The 20,617-nt window shown below is 71.3% G+C and carries 19 protein-coding genes; 10 read left to right on the plus strand and 9 right to left on the minus strand.

Translation table 11 applies throughout. The features are described 5' to 3' along the window. Window positions 1-133: 133 nt before the first annotated feature. Entirely contained in the window at window positions 134-469 is a 336-nt protein-coding gene (gene wblA, locus ABZ192_RS01450) for a transcriptional regulator WblA (RefSeq protein WP_356922490.1), read from the plus strand. Between the two features lie 152 nt (window positions 470-621). Here the strand turns inward: wblA and ABZ192_RS01455 are convergent, their stop codons facing one another. Then, window positions 622-2,058 (minus strand): ArsA family ATPase, encoded by a 1,437-nt coding sequence (locus tag ABZ192_RS01455; RefSeq protein WP_356922491.1) that lies wholly within the window; start codon window positions 2,056-2,058, stop codon window positions 622-624. 118 nt (window positions 2,059-2,176) lie between these two features. After that, window positions 2,177-3,154 carry an ArsA-related P-loop ATPase gene (locus ABZ192_RS01460; protein ID WP_356922492.1) on the minus strand — a complete coding sequence of 326 codons (978 nt, stop codon included), beginning with the start codon at window positions 3,152-3,154 and terminating at the stop codon, window positions 2,177-2,179. A 129-nt stretch (window positions 3,155-3,283) separates the two neighbouring features. Between ABZ192_RS01460 and ABZ192_RS01465 the strand changes: the two genes are divergently transcribed. The 4 genes from ABZ192_RS01465 to ABZ192_RS01480 all read left to right on the plus strand — a co-directional run bounded on the left by ABZ192_RS01465 (window position 3,284) and on the right by ABZ192_RS01480 (window position 5,690). Then, complete coding sequence (locus tag ABZ192_RS01465) at window positions 3,284-3,442, plus strand: DUF4177 domain-containing protein (RefSeq protein ID WP_003991873.1); 159 nt, start codon at window positions 3,284-3,286, stop codon at window positions 3,440-3,442. Next, window positions 3,442-3,903, plus strand: a complete 462-nt coding sequence (locus ABZ192_RS01470; protein WP_010031952.1) for an Atu1372/SO_1960 family protein — start codon at window positions 3,442-3,444, stop codon at window positions 3,901-3,903. The genes ABZ192_RS01465 and ABZ192_RS01470 overlap by 1 nt, the downstream gene beginning before the upstream one ends. A gap of 81 nt (window positions 3,904-3,984) precedes the next feature. Beyond that, window positions 3,985-4,863: an NUDIX hydrolase gene (locus ABZ192_RS01475; RefSeq protein ID WP_356922493.1), complete on the plus strand. Its 879-nt coding sequence runs from the start codon at window positions 3,985-3,987 to the stop codon at window positions 4,861-4,863. After that, the gene (locus tag ABZ192_RS01480) at window positions 4,860-5,690 is read left to right on the plus strand and encodes an MBL fold metallo-hydrolase (RefSeq protein ID WP_356922494.1); all 831 of its coding nucleotides are present in this window, start codon (window positions 4,860-4,862) and stop codon (window positions 5,688-5,690) included. Before ABZ192_RS01475 ends, ABZ192_RS01480 begins: the two co-directional genes overlap by 4 nt. Before the next feature lie 76 nt (window positions 5,691-5,766). On the opposite strand, the gene ABZ192_RS01485 is transcribed toward ABZ192_RS01480, so the two are convergent. Further along, window positions 5,767-6,441 carry a Crp/Fnr family transcriptional regulator gene (locus ABZ192_RS01485; RefSeq protein ID WP_010031945.1) on the minus strand — a complete coding sequence of 225 codons (675 nt, stop codon included), beginning with the start codon at window positions 6,439-6,441 and terminating at the stop codon, window positions 5,767-5,769. A gap of 408 nt (window positions 6,442-6,849) precedes the next feature. On the opposite strand from ABZ192_RS01485, the gene nth reads away from it, so the two are divergent. The 3 genes from nth (at window position 6,850) to ABZ192_RS01500 (ending at window position 9,857) form a co-directional block, all read left to right on the plus strand. Beyond that, window positions 6,850-7,851, plus strand: coding sequence for an endonuclease III (nth, locus tag ABZ192_RS01490; protein ID WP_356922495.1), 1,002 nt, complete (start codon window positions 6,850-6,852; stop codon window positions 7,849-7,851). A gap of 97 nt (window positions 7,852-7,948) precedes the next feature. Beyond that, complete coding sequence (locus ABZ192_RS01495; RefSeq protein WP_356922496.1) at window positions 7,949-8,644, plus strand: CoA pyrophosphatase; 696 nt, start codon at window positions 7,949-7,951, stop codon at window positions 8,642-8,644. Window positions 8,645-8,657: 13 nt separating this feature from the next. Next, the gene (locus tag ABZ192_RS01500) at window positions 8,658-9,857 is read left to right on the plus strand and encodes a MarP family serine protease (RefSeq protein ID WP_356922497.1); all 1,200 of its coding nucleotides are present in this window, start codon (window positions 8,658-8,660) and stop codon (window positions 9,855-9,857) included. A 51-nt stretch (window positions 9,858-9,908) separates the two neighbouring features. Here the strand turns inward: ABZ192_RS01500 and ABZ192_RS01505 are convergent, their stop codons facing one another. The 6 genes from ABZ192_RS01505 to ABZ192_RS01530 form a co-directional block, all read right to left on the minus strand. Further along, on the minus strand, window positions 9,909-10,091 hold the full coding sequence (locus tag ABZ192_RS01505) for a hypothetical protein (protein ID WP_356922498.1): 183 nt from the start codon (window positions 10,089-10,091) through the stop codon (window positions 9,909-9,911). Between the two features lie 127 nt (window positions 10,092-10,218). Next, window positions 10,219-11,157, minus strand: coding sequence for an alpha/beta hydrolase (locus tag ABZ192_RS01510; protein ID WP_086561036.1), 939 nt, complete (start codon window positions 11,155-11,157; stop codon window positions 10,219-10,221). After that, window positions 11,154-11,642 (minus strand): phage holin family protein, encoded by a 489-nt coding sequence (locus tag ABZ192_RS01515; protein WP_356922499.1) that lies wholly within the window; start codon window positions 11,640-11,642, stop codon window positions 11,154-11,156. Before ABZ192_RS01515 ends, ABZ192_RS01510 begins: the two co-directional genes overlap by 4 nt. Window positions 11,643-11,762: 120 nt before the next feature. Next, window positions 11,763-13,199 (minus strand): Na+/H+ antiporter NhaA, encoded by a 1,437-nt coding sequence (gene nhaA, locus ABZ192_RS01520; RefSeq protein ID WP_356922500.1) that lies wholly within the window; start codon window positions 13,197-13,199, stop codon window positions 11,763-11,765. Window positions 13,200-13,398: 199 nt separating this feature from the next. Next, on the minus strand, window positions 13,399-15,354 hold the full coding sequence (gene acs / locus ABZ192_RS01525) for an acetate--CoA ligase (protein ID WP_356922501.1): 1,956 nt from the start codon (window positions 15,352-15,354) through the stop codon (window positions 13,399-13,401). Between the two features lie 328 nt (window positions 15,355-15,682). Continuing rightward, window positions 15,683-18,052, minus strand: a complete 2,370-nt coding sequence (locus tag ABZ192_RS01530) for a SulP family inorganic anion transporter (RefSeq protein ID WP_356922502.1) — start codon at window positions 18,050-18,052, stop codon at window positions 15,683-15,685. 293 nt (window positions 18,053-18,345) lie between these two features. On the opposite strand from ABZ192_RS01530, the gene ABZ192_RS01535 reads away from it, so the two are divergent. Together ABZ192_RS01535 and ABZ192_RS01540 are read left to right on the plus strand one after the other, a co-directional pair. After that, complete coding sequence (locus tag ABZ192_RS01535) at window positions 18,346-19,608, plus strand: hypothetical protein (RefSeq protein WP_356922503.1); 1,263 nt, start codon at window positions 18,346-18,348, stop codon at window positions 19,606-19,608. Window positions 19,609-19,672: 64 nt separating this feature from the next. Beyond that, the gene (locus tag ABZ192_RS01540; RefSeq protein WP_356922504.1) at window positions 19,673-20,497 is read left to right on the plus strand and encodes an oxidoreductase; all 825 of its coding nucleotides are present in this window, start codon (window positions 19,673-19,675) and stop codon (window positions 20,495-20,497) included. Window positions 20,498-20,617 lie beyond the last annotated feature (120 nt).

Genomic DNA, 20,617 nt, shown 5'->3' on the forward strand with positions numbered 1-20,617 from the left:
TTCGGACCATTCAAGATTGGGCCCGCTGGGGGTGTTGCGCTGTGCCCACCTTCCGTAACGTCCTCAACTGGCGGCGGTGAATATGCCGCTGCCGCCGTGGGGGAGCCTCGATTCGGGAGAGGACGGCGCCGGTATGGGCTGGGTAGTCGACTGGAGTGCGCAGGCGGCCTGCCGCACTACCGATCCGGATGAACTGTTCGTTCAAGGAGCGGCACAGAACAGGGCCAAGGCGGTGTGCACCGGATGCCCGGTGCGCACGGAGTGCCTGGCCGACGCGCTGGACAACCGCGTCGAGTTCGGCGTGTGGGGAGGCATGACGGAGCGGGAGCGTCGCGCACTGCTGCGCAGGCGGCCCACCGTGACCTCCTGGCGCCGGCTGCTGGAGACGGCGCGTACGGAGTACGAGCGCGGCACGGGCATCGTGCCCCTCGACGACGAGGTCTACGAGAACTACGCGGCGGTGAGCTGAGGGGTTCCCTCCGGGAGCTCCGAAGGTCCGAGGGCCCTGTACCGGGCCCTTCGCCATCACCGGGTTGCCCGCAGGCACTTACTCAGGCGCTCCGCCCAGGGGCTCGCCTCGGGCAGGCACTTGCCAGGCTCGCGCCCCGGGCAGGCACTTGCTCAGGCGCTCGCCTCGGGTCGGGTGTTCGCGTCCGGCAGCTCGGAGTCGTCGGCGGGGTCGGGAAGCTCGCGCGCGTCCGCCGCGAGCCGGTCACCGATGTCGCGCAGTCCCGCGAGGTCATGCACATCGCCGGGCAGCGCGCCCACTTCCGTCACGGCCACCTCGGGGTGGAGCGCGGTGAAGCGGTCACGCGTGCGCTGCTCACGGGAGAGCAGCTGCATCCGTTCGGCGTGCAGCCTCAGCAGGCCTGCCGTGAGCTGGTCGACGGACCGCTCGGTGTCGTCGGTGTTCTCGGTGTCCTCAGTGTTCTCGGCGTCCTCGGCGGGGGAGCCACCTTCAGAAGCCTCAGCAACATCCTGAGCTGGTGTTTCGGATGTGGGAGAGCCTGAACTGCCATACGTGTCGGGGGAGTTACGAAGTACTGCTTTCCCGCCCTCCTGATCCACAATGCGGGGCTCTTCAAGATTTTCCGCAGCGGCGAGCGCCCGCTCGGCCGACAGCCGGCCGGCGCCGCTGCCGTGGACCCGGTTGAGCACCAGCCCGGCGAGCGGCATGTCCTCCGCGGCCAGCCGCTCCACGAAGTACGCGGCCTCGCGCAGTGCGTCCCGCTCCGGGGCCGCGACCACGAGGAACGCCGTGCCGGGCGCCTGGAGCAGCTTGTACGTGGCGTCCGCACGCGTGCGGAACCCGCCGAAGGTCGTGTCCATCGCGGACACGAACGTCTGGACGTCCTTGAGGAGCTGGCCGCCGAGCAGCTTGCCGAGGGTGCCGGTCATCATCGACATCCCGACGTTCAGGAACTTCATGCCGGCGCGGCCGCCCAGCTTCGCCGGCGCGGTCAGCAGCCGGATCAGCCGCCCGTCCAGGAACGACCCGAGCCGCTTGGGCGCGTCCAGGAAGTCCAGCGCCGAGCGGGAGGGCGGGGTGTCGACGACGATCAGGTCCCACTCGTCCCTGGCCCGCAGCTGCCCGAGCTTCTCCATCGCCATGTACTCCTGCGTGCCCGCGAAGCCCGCCGAGAGCGACTGGTAGAAGGGGTTGCCCAGGATCGCGGCGGCCCGCTCGGGATCCGCGTGCGCCTCGACGATCTCGTCGAAGGTGCGCTTCATGTCGAGCATCATCGCGTGCAGCTCGCCGCCCGCGGAGTCGTCGATGCCCTTCACCCGGCGCGGGGTGTTGTCGAGGGAGTCGATGCCCATGGACTGGGCGAGCCGGCGGGCCGGGTCGATGGTGAGGACGACGACCTTGCGGCCCCGCTCGGCCGCGCGCAGCCCCAGGGCCGCCGCGGTCGTGGTCTTGCCGACGCCGCCCGAGCCGCAGCACACCACGATGCGGGTCTTCGGGTCCTCCAGCAGCGGGTCGATGTCGAGCACGCGCGCGGGGGACAGGTGGTGGCGGGCCGGGTCGTGGGTGTGGGCCGGGTCCGGACGACTCATGACATCCCCTGCTTCCGACTCATGACGGGCCTTGCCTGTGTGCTGTTCCCGGGTCCGGGGGCTGTGCCGTTCCCAGGGCCGGGGCCTGTGCCGTTCCCGGGGCCGGTGCCTGCCCGGCTCATGACACGCCCTGCTCGCGCAGCTCGCGGGCCAGCTCGTACAGCCCCGCCAGGTCCATGCCCTCGGCGAACAGCGGCAGTTCGTGCAGCGGCAGGCCCAGCTCGGTGAGCACCGCGCGCTGCTCGTGCTCCAGCGCGTACCGCTCGGCGTACTCCTCGGCCTGCCTGAGGAGCGGATCCACCAGCCGCTCCGCGCGCCCGCCGCGCCGCGCCCCGCCGAGCCCGGCGGACGACAGCGACCGCGCAACCGTGGAACGCGGGACCGTCCGGACGAGTTCCAGGTCGTCCGAGTCCAACACCTCCGGCCGCACCATGTTCACGATGATCCGCCCCACCGGCAGCCGCGCCGACCGCAGCTCGGCGATGCCGTCCACCGTTTCCTGGACGGGCATCTCCTCCAGCAGCGTCACCAGGTGCACGGCCGTCTCCGGCGACTTCAGCACCCGCATCACGGCCTGGGCCTGATTGTGTATCGGGCCGATCTTGGCGAGCCCGGCGACTTCGTCGTTGACGTTGAGGAAGCGCGTGATGCGACCCGTGGGCGGGGCGTCCATGACGACGTAGTCGTAGGCGAACCGCCCGCTCTTGTCCTTGCGCCGTACCGCCTCGCACGCCTTGCCGGTGAGGAGTACGTCCCTCAGGCCGGGCGCGATGGTGGTGGCGAAGTCGATCGCGCCGAGCTTCTTCAGGGCCCGCCCGGCGCCCCCCAGTTTGTAGAACATCTGGAGGTAGTCCAGAAGGGCCAGTTCGGGGTCGATGGCCAGCGCGTACACCTCCCCGCCCCCGGGAGCGACCGCGATCTTCCGTTCCTCATAAGGCAGCGCCTCCGTTTCGAAGAGCTGCGCGATTCCCTGGCGGCCCTCGACCTCGACGAGAAGCGTCCGCTTCCCCTCCGTGGCCAGGGCCAGCGCTAGGGCCGCGGCCACCGTGGTCTTGCCGGTACCGCCCTTGCCGCTGACGACCTGGAGCCTGCTCACGTATTCGAGCCTAACCAGTCCGTGCCCGGGCTACGCGGGAGGCTGTGGATAACCGTCGGCGAGGCGGGCGGACGCCCGGGGCGTGGTCGGCCGCGTGACCCCTCTCCGGCAGCGGCTAGAGTCGGCCGCATGACCAAGTGGGAATACGCAACCGTGCCGCTGCTCGTCCACGCCACGAAGCAGATTCTGGACACCTGGGGCGAGGACGGCTGGGAGCTCGTCCAGGTCGTGCCCGGGCCGAACAACCCCGAGCAGCTCGTGGCCTACCTGAAGCGGGAGAAGCAGTAATGGGCGCCGTCGAGGCGAAACTGGCCGAGCTCGGCCTGACCCTGCCCGACGTCGTCCCGCCGCTCGCCGCCTACCAGCCGGCCGTGCAGTCCGGACCGTACGTCTACACCGCCGGGCAGCTTCCGATGGTGGAGGGCAAGCTTCCGGTCACCGGCAAGGTCGGTGCGGAGGTCACCCCGGAGGAGGCCAAGGAGCTGGCACGCACGTGCGCGCTGAACGCCCTGGCCGCCGTCAAGTCCGTCGCCGGTGACCTGGACCGCATCGCGCGCGTGGTGAAGGTCGTCGGCTTCGTGGCCTCGGCCTCCGACTTCACGGGCCAGCCCGCGGTGCTGAACGGCGCCAGCGAGCTGCTCGGCGAGGTCCTCGGCGACAAGGGCGTGCACGCGCGCAGCGCGGTCGGCGTGGCGGTGCTGCCGCTGGACGCACCGGTGGAGGTCGAGATCCAGGTGGAGCTCGCGTAGTCCCCTTTCGGGGGTCCTAGCTGCGGAATCCGTCCCCGGGGCCACTCGAACATCCGCCCGTCACGGGATAGCCTCGCGCCCATGGCGAACGGTCAGTGGTACCCCCCGGAGTGGCCGGACCGCATACGCGCACTCGCGGCCGGCACCCTCACCCCGGTGACCCCCAAGCGCGCGGCCACCGTCATGCTCCTGAAGGACACCGGCACCGGCCCCGCCGTCCACATGCTGCGCCGACGCGCCTCCATGGCTTTCGCCGGAGGCGCTTACGCCTATCCGGGCGGCGGCGTCGACCCTCGGGACGACGACCACCACGTCCGCTGGGCGGGCCCCACGCGCGCGTGGTGGGCGGACCGGCTCGGTGTCGACGAGACGGCGGCCCAGGCGATCGTCTGCGCGGCCGTCCGGGAGACGTACGAGGAGGCGGGCGTGCTGCTCGCCGGCGAGACGCCCGATTCGGTCGTCGGTGACACCACCGGCGCCGGCTGGGAGGCCGACCGTGCCGCCCTGGTCGCCCGGGACCTGTCCTTCGCGGAGTTCCTGGACCGCCGCGGCCTGGTCCTGCGCTCCGACCTGCTCGGTGCCTGGACCCGCTGGATCACCCCGGAGTTCGAGGCGCGCCGCTACGACACCTGGTTCTTCGTGGCCGCCCTCCCCGAGGGGCAGCGCACCCGCAACGCCTCGACGGAGGCCGACCGCACGGTGTGGATCGCGCCGGGCGAGGCGGCGGCCGGGTACGACAAGGGCGAGCTGCTGATGATGCCGCCGACCATCGCGACCCTGCGTCAGCTGACGGCGTACGGGAGTGCGGCCGAGGCGCTCGCGGCCGCCCCAGCCCGGGACCTCACGCCCGTCCTGGCCACCGCCCGCCTGGTGGACGGCGAGATCGTGCTCTCCTGGCCGGGCCATGACGAGTTCACCAAGCACATCCCGAACGCCCCGACCGGTGGAGCCAGCGCATGACGGACGCAGCAGCCCTTCCCGGCCAGCCCCGCGGCGGGGTCCTCTCGGGGCCCGCCACCGCGCGGGCCGTCAACGTCCTGGCTCCCAACCCGTCGGCGATGACCCTGGACGGCACGAACACCTGGATCCTGTCCGAGCCCGACTCGGACCTGGCGGTGGTGGTCGACCCGGGCCCCCTCGACGACGGACACCTGCGCCGTGTCGTCGCCACGGCCGAGCAGGCCGGCAAGCGCGTCGCCCTGACCCTGCTGACCCACGGTCACCCCGACCACGCGGCGGGCGCCGCCCGGTTCGCGGAACTGACCGGCACGCGCGTGCGTGCGCTCGATCCGGCACTGCGGCTGGGTGACGAGGGTCTGGCCGCCGGAGACGTGATCACCACCGGCGGTCTCGAACTGAGGATCGTCCCCACTCCCGGCCACACCGCCGACTCCCTGTCCTTCCATCTCCCGGCGGACCAGGCCGTCCTGACGGGCGACACGATCCTGGGCCGCGGGACGACGGTCGTGGCCCACCCCGACGGCCGTCTCGGCGACTACCTGGACACCCTGCGGCGCCTCAGGTCCCTCACGGTCGACGACGGTGTCCACACGGTGCTTCCGGGTCACGGCCCGGTCCTGGAGGACGCCCAGGGCGCCGTCGAGTACTACCTCGCCCACCGCGCCCACCGACTGGCCCAGGTCGAAACGGCCGTCGAGGACGGCTACCGCACCCCCGCGCAGGTCGTCGCCCACGTCTACGCCGACGTGGACCGCTCCCTGTGGCCGGCGGCGGAACTGTCGGTGCGGGCGCAGTTGGACTACCTGGAGGAGCACGGGCTCATCTGACCGTGCCCCGTACGACGTCGGGCCCCGTCTCGCGAGGAGACGGGGCCCGACGTCGTACGGCCAGGGTGCCTGCGCGTCAGCGCGAGCGCTTGGCGAGGCGTTCCACGTCCAGGAGGATCACCGCGCGGGCCTCCAGGCGCAGCCAGCCGCGCTGGGCGAAGTCCGCCAGTGCCTTGTTGACCGTCTCGCGGGAGGCGCCGACCAGCTGGGCCAGCTCCTCCTGCGTGAGGTCGTGGACGACGTGGATGCCCTCCTCGGACTGCACGCCGAACCGGCGCGAGAGGTCCAGCAGGGCCCGGGCGACACGGCCCGGGACGTCCGAGAAGACGAGGTCGGACATCGCGTCGTTGGTCTTGCGCAGCCGGCGAGCGACCGCGCGCAGGAGCGCCGTGGCCACCTCGGGGCGGGCGTTCAGCCAGGGCTGGAGGTCGCCGTGGCCGAGGCCGAGCAGCTTGACCTCGGTCAGCGCCGTGGCGGTCGCGGTGCGCGGGCCCGGGTCGAACAGCGACAGCTCGCCGATGAGCTCGCCGGGGCCGACCACGGCCAGCATGTTCTCGCGGCCGTCGGGGGACGTGCGGTGGAGCTTGACCTTCCCCTCCGTGACCACGTACAGGCGGTCGCCGGGGTCACCCTCGTGGAACAGCGAGTCACCGCGCGCGAGGGTCACCTCACTCATGGAGGCGCGGAGCTCCGCGGCCTGCTCGTCGTCGAGCGCCGCGAAGAGCGGATTGCGCCGCAGAACGTCGTCCACGAGTTCTCTCCTTGTCGACCTGCTCAGGGGCTGTTGCCCCCGCGTACCAAGGCACCGTGGTGCCCATTTTGCCGGACGGTCCAAACAGTGTGATCTGTCACAAGGATGCCGCACACGTGTCCCGGGGTACGCGGCAGGGGTCCAATTGGACGCCGATCTTCGGGGTCCGGGGCGGATGTCGGTGCCGGGCCTTAGGCTGGCCGGGTGTCCAAATCGCCGGTGAGAGCACAGGCCGAGGGGGCTGGGCGGGTGGTTGTACGTCGCGATTCCGCTGTGGGCGAACAGGGCCCCGATGGCGGTAGGAAAACGGCGAAAGCGACAGGGGAGGCCGCGCCTCCCGGGAAGTCGACGCCGGCGAAGAAGGCCCTTGCCAGTAGGGCCGGGGCCGCGAGCAAGCAGGCATCCGCGATGCAGGCAGCGGCTGTGAAGAAGACCGCGTCCGCGAAGAAGGCGGCGTCTGCGAAGAAGGCAGCGGCTGCGAAGAAGGCCGCGCCTGCGAAAAAGACCCCCGCCGCCAAGAAGGCCACCACTGCCAAGAAGGCCCCTGCCGCCAAGAAGGTCACCGTCGCACCCAAGAAGGCCACGGCCCGCATCAAGGGCACCGCCCCGGCCAGGACCGTCGTCCACCCTCCGAGTGGCGAGTCGCGTGCCGCCCTGGTCCGCCGGGCCCGCCGTATCAACCGCGAGCTCGCCGAGGTCTACCCGTACGCCCACCCCGAACTGGACTTCACCAACCCCTTCCAGCTGGTGGTCGCCACGGTCCTGTCCGCCCAGACCACCGACCTGCGCGTCAACCAGACGACCCCCGCCCTCTTCGCCAAGTACCCCACCCCCGACGACCTGGCCGCCGCCAACCCGGAGGAGGTGGAGGAGATCCTCCGCCCGTGCGGCTTCTTCCGGGCCAAGACGAAGTCGGTCATAGGGCTGTCCAAGGCCCTGGTGGAGAACTTCGGCGGTGAGGTCCCCGGTCGGCTGGAGGACCTGGTCAAGCTGCCCGGCGTCGGCCGCAAGACCGCGTTCGTCGTGCTCGGCAACGCCTTCGGCCGGCCCGGCATCACCGTGGACACGCACTTCCAGCGCCTGGTGCGCCGCTGGCAGTGGACCGCCGAGACCGACCCGGACAAGATCGAGGCCGCGGTCGGCGCGTTGTTCCCGAAGAGCGACTGGACGGACCTCTCGCACCACGTGATCTGGCACGGCCGCCGCATCTGCCACGCCCGCAAGCCCGCCTGCGGCGCCTGCCCGATCGCCCCGCTTTGCCCGGCGTACGGCGAGGGCGAGACGGACCCGGAGAAGGCGAAGAAGCTGCTCAAGTACGAGAAGGGCGGCTTCCCCGGCCAGCGTCTGAACCCCCCGCAGGCCTACCTGGACGCGGGCGGCAAACCGGCTCCGCCCCTGGGGGCCGGATGAGCTGCTCCACGAGCCCCTCGATCAGGGGATCGCGGCCGTTCGCGGAACGATCTCAGGGGTGCCGCGCGTTGGATGCGGCAGGACGACGGGGGTGGCGATGACACGGGCGAGCGACACACAGGGCGGACCGGTGACGGTGAGCAAGGAGGGCCTGCCCGGCTGGCTGGACCCGGTGGTGCACGCCGTGGAGACGGTCAGGCCGCGGCAGCTGAGCCGCTTCCTGCCCCCGGAGGACGGCGCCGGGCGCCAGTCCGCCGTGCTGATCCTGTTCGGGGAGGGCGAGCGCGGGCCGGAGCTGCTGCTCATGGAGCGTGCGAGCTCCCTGCGCTCGCACGCGGGACAGCCCTCCTTCCCCGGCGGCGCCCTCGACCCGGAGGACGGCGACCCGCGGGGCGACGGCCCGCTGCGGGCGGCCCTGCGCGAGGCGGAGGAGGAGACCGGCCTCGACCCCTCGGGTGTCCAGTTGTTCGGCGTCCTGCCCAGGCTCTACATCCCGGTCAGCGGCTTCGTCGTCACGCCGGTGCTGGGCTGGTGGCGTGAGCCCAGCCCGGTCGGGGTCGTCGATCCGAACGAGACCGCCAGGGTCTTCACCGTCCCCGTGGCGGATCTCACGGATCCCGTGAACCGCGCCACCACCGTCCACCCCAGCGGCCACCGAGGACCGGCATTTCTGGTCGAATCGGCACTTGTCTGGGGTTTCACGGCCGGAATCATCGACCGGTTGCTGCACTACGCGGGCTGGGAGCGGCCCTGGGACCGCGAGAAGCAGGTCCCGCTCGACTGGCGCGCATGACAGGGTGGCCTCCGTGAACGTGCTGGACATCTTGTTGCTGGTCGCCGCCGTGTGGTTCGCGGTCGTGGGGTACCGCCAGGGGTTCGTCGTCGGCATCCTGTCGGTGACCGGCTTCCTGGGCGGCGGTCTCGTCGCGGTCTACGCGCTGCCCGTCATCTGGGACGCGATCACGGACAACGCGGAGGTGAGCACGACCGCGGCCGTCGTCGCGGTCGTCGTCGTCATCGTCTGCGCCTCCGTCGGCCAGGCCCTCACCACCCACCTCGGCAACAAGCTGCGCCGGCACATCACCTGGTCCCCGGCCAGGGCCCTGGACGCCACCGGTGGCGCCCTGGTCAACGTCGTGGCGATGCTCCTGGTCGCCTGGCTGATCGGCTCGGCCCTCGCGGGCACCACCCTGCCGACGCTCGGCAAGGAGGTCCGCAACTCCAAGGTGCTGCTCGGCGTCTCCCAGGCGCTGCCCGACCAGGCCGCCACCTGGTTCGCGGACTTCTCCTCGGTCCTCGCGCAGAACGGCTTCCCGCAGGTCTTCAGCCCGTTCTCCAACGAGCCGATCACCGACGTCCAGCCGCCCGACCCGGCCCTGGCGGGCAGCCCGGTGGCCACCCGCGCCCAGCGCTCCATCGTCAAGGTCATGGGCACGGCCCCGAGCTGCGGCAAGGTCCTGGAGGGCACCGGCTTCGTCTTCGACGACCGTCGCGTCATGACCAACGCGCATGTGGTGGGCGGCGTCGACGAGCCGACCGTGCAGATAGGCGGCGAGGGCAGGAAGTACGACGCCACGGTCGTGCTCTACGACTGGCGGCGCGACATCGCCGTACTCGACGTGCCCGACCTCAAGGCGCCCGTGCTGCGGTTCACCACCAAGGACGCGGGCAGCGGCGACGGCGCGATCGTCGCGGGCTTCCCGGAGAACGGGGCGTACGACGTGCGGGCCGCGCGCGTGCGAGGACGCATCACGGCCAACGGCCCGGACATCTACCACCGCGGCACGGTCCGCCGCGACGTCTACTCCCTCTTCGCGACCGTCCGCCAGGGCAACTCCGGCGGCCCGCTGCTCACCCCCGACGGCAGGGTCTACGGCGTGGTCTTCGCCAAGTCCCTCGACGACGCCCAGACGGGGTACGCGCTCACCGTGGACGAGATCCAGGAGGACATCACCAAGGGGCGCACCGCGAACCAGCAGGTGGGCAGCGACAGCTGCGCGCTCTAGGAGCAGTCCCTGGGGCGAGGTGGTCGGGGCGTCACTCGCGCGAGTGACGCCTCAGTCGCGTGTGTGGCGCAGACGTACGGAGACCCAGCGGGCCCGGCGGCGGAGGATGCGCGGGATCCCGACCCTGGGGTCCGCGGTCGCCATCTGCGGTGCACCGCCTCGCTGGTGGGGGTTCGCACCGCCCGCCGAGCGGCGATTGCGGCTTGCGTCACTGTAGTCGTGCGTCCAGCCCATACCCCGACGTGTGCCCCTGCCCCATGGTCGATAACCGCCCCGGGAGCGCCCAATTGGCCTATGCGCCAGGCAATTGGCCGTTCGTCGGACAGGCGTTCACGCGCGGACACCGGCCGCGGTCACCCGGTCACCGATCGGGTTCGGGATCCTTCAGCCAGTTGATGAGTTCCGAGGAGAACGCCACCGGATCCTCCTCGTGCGGGAAGTGGCCGAGGCCGTCGAACAGGCGCCAGCGGTACGGGGCTTCGACGTACTCGCCGGACCCGGCGGCGCTGCGCGTGCGCATCACGGGGTCGAGCGAGCCGTGCAGGTGGAGCGTCGGCACACGCACGGGCCGCTTCATCCGGCGGTTGAACTGGATGCCGTCCGGGCGGGCCAGGGAGCGCACCATCCAGCGGTACGGCTCGACCGCGCAGTGCGCCGCGGAGGGGATGCACATGGCCCGGCGGTAGTTCTCCAGAGCCTCGTCCTCCGGCGGGCGCGGCCCAGACCAGTCCTGGATCAGTTCGGCCACGAGCGCCCCGTCGTCGGCGGTGAGCTGCCGCTCCGGGATCCAGGGCCGCTGGAAGCCCCAAATGTGCGAACCGGCGCGGGTCTGCTTGACGTCCCGCAGCATGGCCGCACGCCAGCGCCGCGGATGCGGCATGGACGCGACCGCCAGCCGTCGCACCAGCTTGGGGCGCATCGCGGCCGCCGTCCACGCCAGGTATCCGCCCAGGTCGTGGCCGACCAGCGCGGCGTCCGGCTCGCCGAGCGAGCGGATGACGCCGGTGACGTCGAGCGCGAGGTTGGCGGGGTCGTAACCGCGCGGCGTACGGTCGCTGCCCCCGACGCCCCGCAGGTCCATGGCCACGGCCCGGAAGCCGGCGTCGGCGAGCGCCACCAGCTGGTGCCGCCAGGTCCACCAGAACTGCGGGAAGCCGTGCAGCAGCAGGACCAGCGGCCCGTCGCCCAGCTCGGCGATGTGGAAGCGGGCGCCGTTGGCGGCGACGTCGCGGTGGCTCCAGGGTCCGTCCAGCCGCACGGCCGAGGCCGGTTGTGCCGAAGGTGTGGCGGGATCGGTCATGACGACGAGCGTGCCACAGCCTCGATGGCCTCGGGGACCCGGTCCTTCGGGAGCTCGGGCCGCGGGTGCGGCTTGGCCTTCTGGAAGACGCCCGCGGTCTCCTTCATGGAGGCGGCGACCTTCTGCGGGCCCTTGCTCTTCTTCGCCTTCTTCGCGAAGGCCACACCGATCAGCGCGAGCACGACCGCGACGAGCACGTTCGCCGCGAAGGACAGCAGGAAGCAGATCGCCAGGTTCCAGTCGGTCCAGGTGCGGATGCCGTAGGCCAGCGCGAAGTTCAGCATCGGCAGGGAGAACACCAGCACGGCGCCCGCCATCGAGAAGGCGCCGCCGCTGGTCGCGCCGCGCTTCACATCCTGCTTGAGCTGCGCCTTGGCCAGCGCGATCTCGTCGTGCACCAGCGCCGACATTTCAGCCGTCGCCGAGGCGAACAGCTGGCCGATGGTGCGTTCGGCGCCGACCGGGCTGCCGTCGGGTGCGCTCATCGCGGTCTCCCTCTTCTGCGTACGGTCCGATGTCCGCGTCTTGTGCCTGACTCGCCACAGTCGTCCCACTGCGTACGGCCTGACTGCGTACGGTCCCGTCTTTTGTACCGTCTCGTCAGATCATGCCGGACGGTGGTGGTCGTCGCCTGCCCCGCCCGGTACTTCGGCAAGCCCGTGGCGCGCGGCCGCCTTCTCCTCGGCGATCCGGCGGTGTTCGGCGGCCTTGCGTTCGTAGATCTCGGCCAGGCGCTCGTGGTACGCCGGGTCGTCCTCCTCGTAGACGTCCGGGATGCCGTCGGCGTCCTCGTCGCGCTCCTCGCTCTCCCACAGGCGACGGTACTTGGCGTTGCGCATCTTCAGCAGCACGGTCGCGAGTGTCGCGGCGATGAGCGAGCCCAGCAGCACCGCGGCCTTGACCTCGTCGGTCAGCGCCTGGTCACCCTCGAAGGCGAGCTCCCCGATCAGCAGCGAGACGGTGAAGCCGATGCCGGCGAGACTCGCCACCGCGAACACATCCGCCCAGGCGAGGTCGTCGCTGAGCGACGCCCGGGTGAAACGGGCCGTCAGCCACGTCCCGCCGAAGATGCCGAGCGCCTTGCCGACGACCAGTCCGAGGACGACGCCGAGGGTCTCGGGCTGGGTGAACACATCGGCCAGAGCGCCGCCGGAGACGACGACACCGGCGCTGAAGAGCGCGAACAGCGGTACGGCCAGCCCCGCCGACAGGGGCCGTACGAGGTGCTCGATGTGCTCGCCGGGGGAGTGCGCCTCGCCCTCGTGCCGGTGGCAGCGCAGCATCAGGCCCATGGCGACGCCGGCGATGGTGGCGTGGACGCCGCTGTTGTACATCAGCGCCCAGATGACGAGCGCGAGCGGAACGTACACGTACCAGCCGCGTACGCCGGCCCGCAGCAGCAGCCAGAAGAGGACCAGGCCCGCCACGGCGCCGCCGAGCGCGGCGAAGTTCAGGCCGTCGGTGAAGAACACCGCGATGATCAGGATCGCGAAGAGGTCGTCGACGACGGCGAGCGTGAGCAGGAACGCCCGCAACGCGCTCGGCAGGGACGTGCCGATGACCGCGAGCACGGCGAGCGCGAAGGCGATGTCCGTGGCGGTGGGCACGGCCCAGCCGGCGAGCGAGCCGCCGCCGGTGACGTTGGTGAGGACGTAGACGAGCGCCGGTACGGCCATCCCGCACAGCGCGGCGACGACCGGCAGCGCGGCGGCCTTGGGGTCGCGCAGATCACCGGCGACGAGCTCCCGCTTGAGCTCGATCCCGGCGACGAAGAAGAAGATCGCCAGCAGCCCGTCGGCGGCCCAGTGCGCGACCGACAGGTCCAGGCCGAGAGAGGCGGGGCCCAGGTGGAAGTGGGCGACGCTCTCGTAGCTGTCGTGCAGCCCGGGGATGTTCGCCCACAGCAGCGCGGCGACCGCGGCGGCGAGCAGCAGCACACCGCCGACGGTCTCGGTGCGCAGGGCGTCGGCCACGTAGGTCCGCTCGGGGAGCGAAAGCCGGCCGAGGACCTTGCGGGGGGTGTCGGGGCGGGGCGCGGTCACGGGGAGACCTCCGGTCGGTGGGCAGGGCTGTACGCATGCCGACCAGACTTCCCGGCGCACCATGGAGCAGTTGTTTTTCTTAGTCTAGGTAAACATATAGCCGGGCGCATCCCGATGATCACCACCGGGGGTACCGAGGGGCACCCGGCGTACCGACCGCCGGGTGCCCTTCGTCCGCTGCGCTATGCCCGTGCCGTGATCAGTCCTCGCTGGGCGCGGCCGGCAGCTTGGCCTGGATGAGCTCCATGACCGTGGAGTCGGTCAGCGTGGTGACGTCACCGAGCTGGCGGTTCTCGGCGACGTCCCGCAGCAGACGCCGCATGATCTTGCCGGAGCGGGTCTTGGGCAGCTCGGCCACCGGCAGGATCCGCTTGGGCTTGGCGATCGGGCCGAGCGCGTTGCCGACGTGGGCGCGCAGCTCGGCGACCAGGGTCTCGGTCTCGGAGGCCGTGCCGCGCAGGATCACGAAGGCGACGATCGCCTGCCCGGTCGTCTCGTCCGCCGCGCCGACCACGGCCGCCTCGGCGACCGAGGGGTGGGAGACGAGCGCGGACTCGACCTCCGTGGTGGAGATGTTGTGCCCGGAGACGAGCATGACGTCGTCGACCCGGCCGAGCAGCCAGATGTCGCCGTCGTCGTCCTTCTTGGCGCCGTCACCGGCGAAGTACTTGCCCTCGAAGCGCGACCAGTACGTGTCGATGAACCGCTGGTCGTCGCCCCAGATGGTGCGCAGCATCGACGGCCACGGCTCGGTCAGCACCAGGTAGCCGCCACCGCCGTTGGGCACCTCGTTGGCCTCGTCGTCGACGACCGTCGCGGCGATGCCGGGCAGCGGCGTCTGCGCGGACCCGGGCTTGGTCGCCGTCACACCCGGCAGCGGGGTGATCATCATCGCGCCGGTCTCGGTCTGCCACCACGTGTCGACGATCGGGGTGCGGTCGCCGCCGATGTTCTTGCGGTACCAGATCCACGCCTCGGGGTTGATCGGCTCGCCCACCGAGCCCAGCACCCGCAGGCTCGACAGGTCGAACTTGGCGGGGATGTCGTCGCCCCACTTCATGAAGGTGCGGATCGCGGTGGGCGCGGTGTAGAGGATCGTCACGCCGTACTTCTGGACGATCTCCCAGAAGCGGCCCTGGTGCGGCGTGTCGGGCGTGCCCTCGTACATGACCTGCGTCGCGCCGTTGGCGAGCGGGCCGTAGACGATGTACGAGTGGCCCGTCACCCAGCCGACGTCGGCGGTGCACCAGTAGACATCCGTCTCCGGCTTGAGGTCGAAGACGGCGTGGTGGGTGTAGGCGGTCTGCGTGAGGTAGCCGCCGGAGGTGTGCAGGATGCCCTTCGGCTTACCCGTGGTGCCCGAGGTGTAGAGGATGAACAGCGGGTGCTCGGCGTTGAACGCCTGCGGGGTGTGCTCGGCGCTCTGCCGCCCGACGAGGTCGTGCCACCACACGTCGCGGCCCTCGGTGAAGGCGACCTCCTGGCCCGTGCGGCGCACGACCAGGACGTGCTCGACGTTGCCCGCCTTCTCGACGGCCTCGTCCACGGCCGGCTTGAGCGCGGACGGCTTGCCGCGCCGGTAGCCGCCGTCGGAGGTGATGACCACGCGCGCGTCTGCGTCCTGGATGCGGGTGGCGAGCGCGTCCGAGGAGAAACCGCCGAAGACGACGGAGTGCGCGGCGCCGATGCGGGCACAGGCCAGCATCGCGATCGCCGTCTCGGGGATCATCGGCATGTAGACGGCGACCCGGTCGCCGGCCTGAACTCCCAGTTCCAGCAGGGCGTTGGCGGCCTTGGAGACCTCGTCCTTGAGCTCGGCGTAGGTGAGGGCGCGGCTGTCGCCGGGCTCGCCCTCGAAGTGGATCGCGACACGGTCGCCGTGTCCGGCCTCCACATGCCGGTCGACGCAGTTGTAGGCGACGTTGAGCTCGCCGTCCTTGAACCACTTGGCGAACGGCGGGTTCGACCAGTCGAGCGTCTCGGTGGGCTCCTTGGCCCAGGTCAGCCGACGGGCCTGCTCGGCCCAGAAGCCGAGCCTGTCAGCCTTGGCCTGTTCATACGCCTCCGCGGTGACGTTGGCGTTGGCGGCCAGGTCGGCGGGGGGTGCGAACCTGCGTTCTTCCTTGAGCAGGTTGGCCAGGCTTTCGTTGCTCACGGCATCTGCCTTTCCCAGGGTGTCCGTTGTGTCCCAGGCCACAGCTCATCAGACCCGGGGGTGCGATGACAAGGGCCGACCGCCGATTGGTTTAGACCTGTCGGGCGGTGGGTCGGCAGCCGGCGTCATCCGTACCCACGGACGCCGACCAGGGAAAGTTCAGCCTGTGTAACGCGGGTCACTCCGTGGGGCGGGGGCGTGGCTGGCGGGGTGCAGTGTGCGGGGGCGGGGCATGGGGCGGCGGGGCGTGTCGGCGGTGTGGCATGTGCGGCGGTGGGGTGGGCGGCCGGGAGGCCGTCCGGGCCGCACACCCCTGCGCGAGCCGGGCTCACGCCGTAAGGTCCGCCTCGCGTACGCGGTCGAAGACGCTGCCGCCGTCCCTTTCGGTGAGCAGGTAGGCCTGGGCCTCGCCCACGTGGAAGTACATCCCGTGCAGCTCCAGGGAGCCCTTGGCGAGGGCCCGGGCCACCGAGTCGTGGGCGCGCAGGTGCTCCAGCTGCTGGACCACGTTGGTCAGGCAGAGCTGCTCGACCGCGTCCTCGGGAGCCCGTCCGGCCAGCCTGCCCCACGGCCCGCTGTCGTCGGCCATGCGCTCCAGGCTCGGCAGCCCGTGCCGCAGCCACCGCTTCAGCGGTGTCCGGGCGCCGCCGGGCTCGGAGTTGAGCAGCGCCTGCATGGCGCCGCAGCCCGAGTGCCCGCACACCGTGATGGACCGCACCTGGAGCACGTCCACGGCGTACTCGATCGCGGCCGCCACGGAGTCGTCGCCGCTCTCCTCGCCCGGCCGTGGGACGAGATTGCCCACGTTGCGCACGACGAACAGGTCGCCGGGACCACTGGAGGTGATCATCGACGTGACCAGCCGCGAGTCGGCGCAGGTCAGGAAGAGCTGCGACGGCCGCTGCCCCTCACGCGCCAGCCGGGCGAGCTCGCTGCGCACCAGGGGCGCGGTGTTGCGCTGGAACGCGCTGATGCCACGCGCCAGTTCGTGCCCACTGGTTCCGCCGGTGCCCTTCGGGTCCGGGCCGGTGCGGTCGGTCCCGCCCGGGTCCTTCCGGGAAGAGGGAGCGTATTCGGGCCGGTCGCACTGGTGGTTGAGCCAGGGCGTCCAGGGCCGGCAGCGGCAGCCGGTGACGGCCTGGGGCTCGGAGATGCGGACGCCGGGGTGCCGCCCCGTGATCTCGACTGTGCCGCCCTGCGCGGTGTGCGTCTTCTGCCAGTCCTGCAGCGTCTCGTACGCCGCGTGGTCCATGAACGACCCGTCCAGCTCGACGACGGTGTCCGCACCGTGGGGCACGAGGTGCAGGGCCCGGCTGAGCCGTGGCACCGCGAGGAACGTCAACTGTCCTCTGACGTGTACGTGATGGACTCCCTCCCTCTCCTCGTGCGTGATACGGGTGCGGGTGAGGCGGTGCAGGGCGACGCCGACGGCCATGGCGATGCCCAGGGCGACGCCCTCCAGGACGCCGAGGGCCACGACGCCGAGCGTCGTGACGGCGTACACCCACACTTCTCGGTGGCGGGTCACCGTGCGGATGTGGTGCAGGGACACCATCTGGATGCCGACGGCCATCACCAGGGCGGCGAGCGAGGCGAGCGGGATGAGCTCCAGGATCGGGACCATCAGCAGCGCGGCGATCACTACGAGAACGCCGTGCAGCATCGTGGAGTTCCGGCTCACCGCTCCCGCGTGCACATTCGCCGAAGTCCGCACGGCCACGCCCGCGATGGGCAGTCCGCCGAGCGAGCCGGACACGATGTTCGCGGCGCCCTGCCCGAGCAGTTCGCGGTCGAGGTCGGAGCGCCGGACGCGGGCGGACAGGCCCGGGCGGCCGGCCACCAGCTTGTCCACGGCGACCGCGCCGAGCAGTGACTGCACGCTGCACACCAGCGTGGTGGTGAGCACCGCGGCGACGAGGCCGAGCACGGGGCCCTCGGGCAGTCCGGCCAGGGCGTGGTTGCTCCAGGACGGCAGGTCGACCTTGGGCAGGCGGAGGCCGGTGAGGGCGGCGGCGACGCTGGCTCCGGCGACGGCGACGAGCGCGGCCGGGACCTTGCGCAGCAGGTGCCCGGCCCGGCCGGGCAGTTTCGGCCAGAGCAGCAGCAGCGCCAGCGTCAGCGCGCTCACCGACACGGCCGCGAGGCGCATGTCCGCCAACTGGGCGGGCAGGGCGCGGAGGTTGTCCGGGACGGAACTCTGCGGTGTGCCGCCGAGCACGATGTGCAGCTGGGCGACGGCGATGGTGACACCGATCCCGGCGAGCATGCCGTGCACGATGGCGGGGCTGACGGCGAGGGCGCCACGGGCCACGCGCAGACAGCCGAGGCCCAGTTGGGCGAGGCCGGCGAGGACGGTGATGGCGCAGGTCGTCCGCCAGCCGTAGCGCTGGATGAGGTCGGCGGTGACGACGGTGAGTCCGGCGGCCGGTCCGCTCACCTGGAGCGGGGAGCCGCCGAGCCGTCCGGCGACGAGCCCGCCCACGGCGGCGGCGACGAGGCCGGCCTGGAGCGGTGCGCCGGTGGCCAGGGCGATGCCCAGGGAAAGGGGCAGGGCGATCAGGAAGACCGCGATCGAGGCCGACACGTCGGCACCCGCGATCCGGAAGCGGCGGGGGCCATGGGACGGCGGGCTGTGGGGTGGATGGGTGCGCTCGGTCCGGTTCGGATCGTCGGCGCGGGTAGGGACGCAGGCTGACATGTGTTTCCCGTCTCCTCCGGGGCTGCGCGGTCGCATAACGGGCTCTCCGCTCGGGGCGGGGGCCGGTCGTGGCCGTGGTCACGGTGTAATTCGGCGGGATGAATCAACGCTCGGTAAACGAATCGTAATGCAGAGTAAAGGGCAAGCATGGACTTTACGGGCAAATGGGCTAATAAATCACCCTGAAGGGTGAAGTGGCCATGTGATCGGCTTGTCGTACTAATTCCTTCTCGGTCTCGTGCGAATTTGGCGGCGCTGTCTGCATCCGAGAGAAGGAAGAAGGTGGGCGGAACATGGCCGCCAGCCACAGGATCGTCGCGGGTTCCGTGATCGCCGCGGTCTGCGCCGCATCGCTCGCCGGTTGCGGAACCGACACATCGAGACACGAGAGCCCCGCCCCGCGGAAGGCGAAGCCGGCTCACGCGCCCAGGAGCGCGGTCCGGCTGATCGGAGACGGTTCCACCGCCTACACCGGCGCCCAGCCCCACCTGCCCAGGCCCGAGCGGCTGCGGCCCGGTCAGAAGCCCCCGCAATTCGTCGTCTTCTCCTGGGACGGCGCGGGCGAGGACAGTCAGAAGCTGTTCTCGCACTTCCGCAAGGTCGCCAGGGCGAACAACGCGACCATGACCTACTTCCTGAGCGGCGTGTACCTGCTGCCGGACGAGAAGCGCGACCTGTACCGGCCGCCGCAGCATTCCCCGGGCCGCTCCGACATCGGCTTCAACGACCGCCGCGGCATCGCCGCCACGGTGCAGCAGCTGCGTCTGGCGTGGCTGGAGGGCAACGAGATCGGCACTCACTTCAACGGCCACTTCTGCGGCAGCGGCGGCGGGGTCGGCGAGTGGTCCGTGCAGGACTGGAAGGACGAGATCGCCCAGGCCAAGCAGTTCGTGAAGACCTGGAAGACCAACGCCGGCCTGAAGGACGCGTCCCCGCTGCCCTTCGACTACGACAAGGAGCTCATCGGCGCCCGCACGCCCTGCCTGGAGGGCCAGCGGAACTTCCTGAAGGCAGCCCGCGACCTGGGCTTCCGCTACGACACCAGCGGCGTCAACGACCAGGTCTGGCCGAAGAAGAAGCAGGGCCTGTGGGACGTGTCCATGCAGCTCGTGCCGTTCCCCGGGCACTCCTACGAGCAGCTGACCATGGACTACAACTTCATGGTCAACCAGTCGGGCACCACCACCCAGGGCAACCCCGCCCTGCACGACTTCTGGGGCGACCAGATGCGCGACGGCCTGCTCAAGGGCTTCCACCGCGCCTACGACGGCAACCGCGCGCCCCTGATCATCGGCAACCACTTCGAGTCCTGGAACGGCGGCACCTACATGCGGGCCGTCGAGGAGGTCATCGAGACGGTGTGCACCAAGGAGGAGGTGCGCTGTGTCTCGTTCCGGCAGCTCGTGGACTGGCTGGACGCCCAGGACCCGACGACGCTGGAGAAGCTGCGCACACTGAAGGTCGGCGAGGCGCCGAAGCAGGGCTGGGCGTCCTTCCTCGCGGGCGGGCCCGCCCCGGCCCCGAAGGGAGTTCCCGGTCCTCCGGCGGCGAAGTAGCGGCCGGAGTGAAGATGGCCACTCCGCCGCGGAGCGGGTCCCCGGGGTGCGTAGGGTCGTACTCATGAGTACAGCAGGCGCGACCGCCGACCCTCTCGCGGCCCTGGGGGCGCTGCCCGGTGTGGCCGAATCCGTGGAGTCCGTACGCAAGTCCGTGGACCGTGTCTACGGGCACCGGATCATGCGTCGCCGCAGCAACGCGATCACCTCCGAGGCGGCCCTGCGCGGCGCCCGCGGCTCGGCGGCGCTGGCCGGTGCGGACTGGGCCCTGGAGGAGGTCCGCCGGCGTACGGACTTCAGCGGCGACGACGAGGCGCGCACCGTGGGTGCCGCTCTACGGCTCACCGCCGAGGCGGGCCAGCTGCTGTCCATCTGGCGGCAGTCGCCCCTGCGGGTGCTGGCCCGGCTACACCTGGTGGCTGCGGCCGACAAGGCCGACCAGGTGGGACGGCCCCGGCAGGAGGGCGAGCCGGTCGACGAGCCGCTCGTCGGGCTGCCGCTGCCGAGCGCGGCCCAGGCGCACGGCCGGCTGGAGGGGCTGGCGGAGCTGATCATCGCGGGCGGCACCGCGCCTGCGCTGGTGACGGCCGCCGTCGTGCACGGCGAGCTCCTCGCGCTACGTCCTTTCACGTCCTACAACGGCCTGGTCGCGCGCACGGCCGAACGCATCGTCCTGATCGGCAGCGGCCTGGATCCGAAGTCGGTCTGCGCGGCCGAGGTGGGCCACGCCGAGCTGGGCCGCGAGGCCTACCTGGAGGCCCTCGACGGGTACGTTTCCGGCACTCCGGAGGGCATGGCCGCCTGGATCGCCCACTGCGGCAGGGCGGTCGAACTGGGGGCGCGCGAGTCGATGGCGGTGTGCGAGGCGCTGCAGCGCGGAGCGGCGTGACGGCTGGACCGGTCCGTCAGAGAAATGCGGCGGTACGAGAACTCGTACCGCCGCTGGCATGAGCATCGGGGTACCAAGCGTCCTCGATATATGCCCATCAGGTCGGGAACTTTGCCCGTC

Source organism: Streptomyces sp. NPDC006235 (assembly GCF_040613735.1).
Classification (GTDB): Bacteria; Actinomycetota; Actinomycetes; order Streptomycetales; family Streptomycetaceae; genus Streptomyces.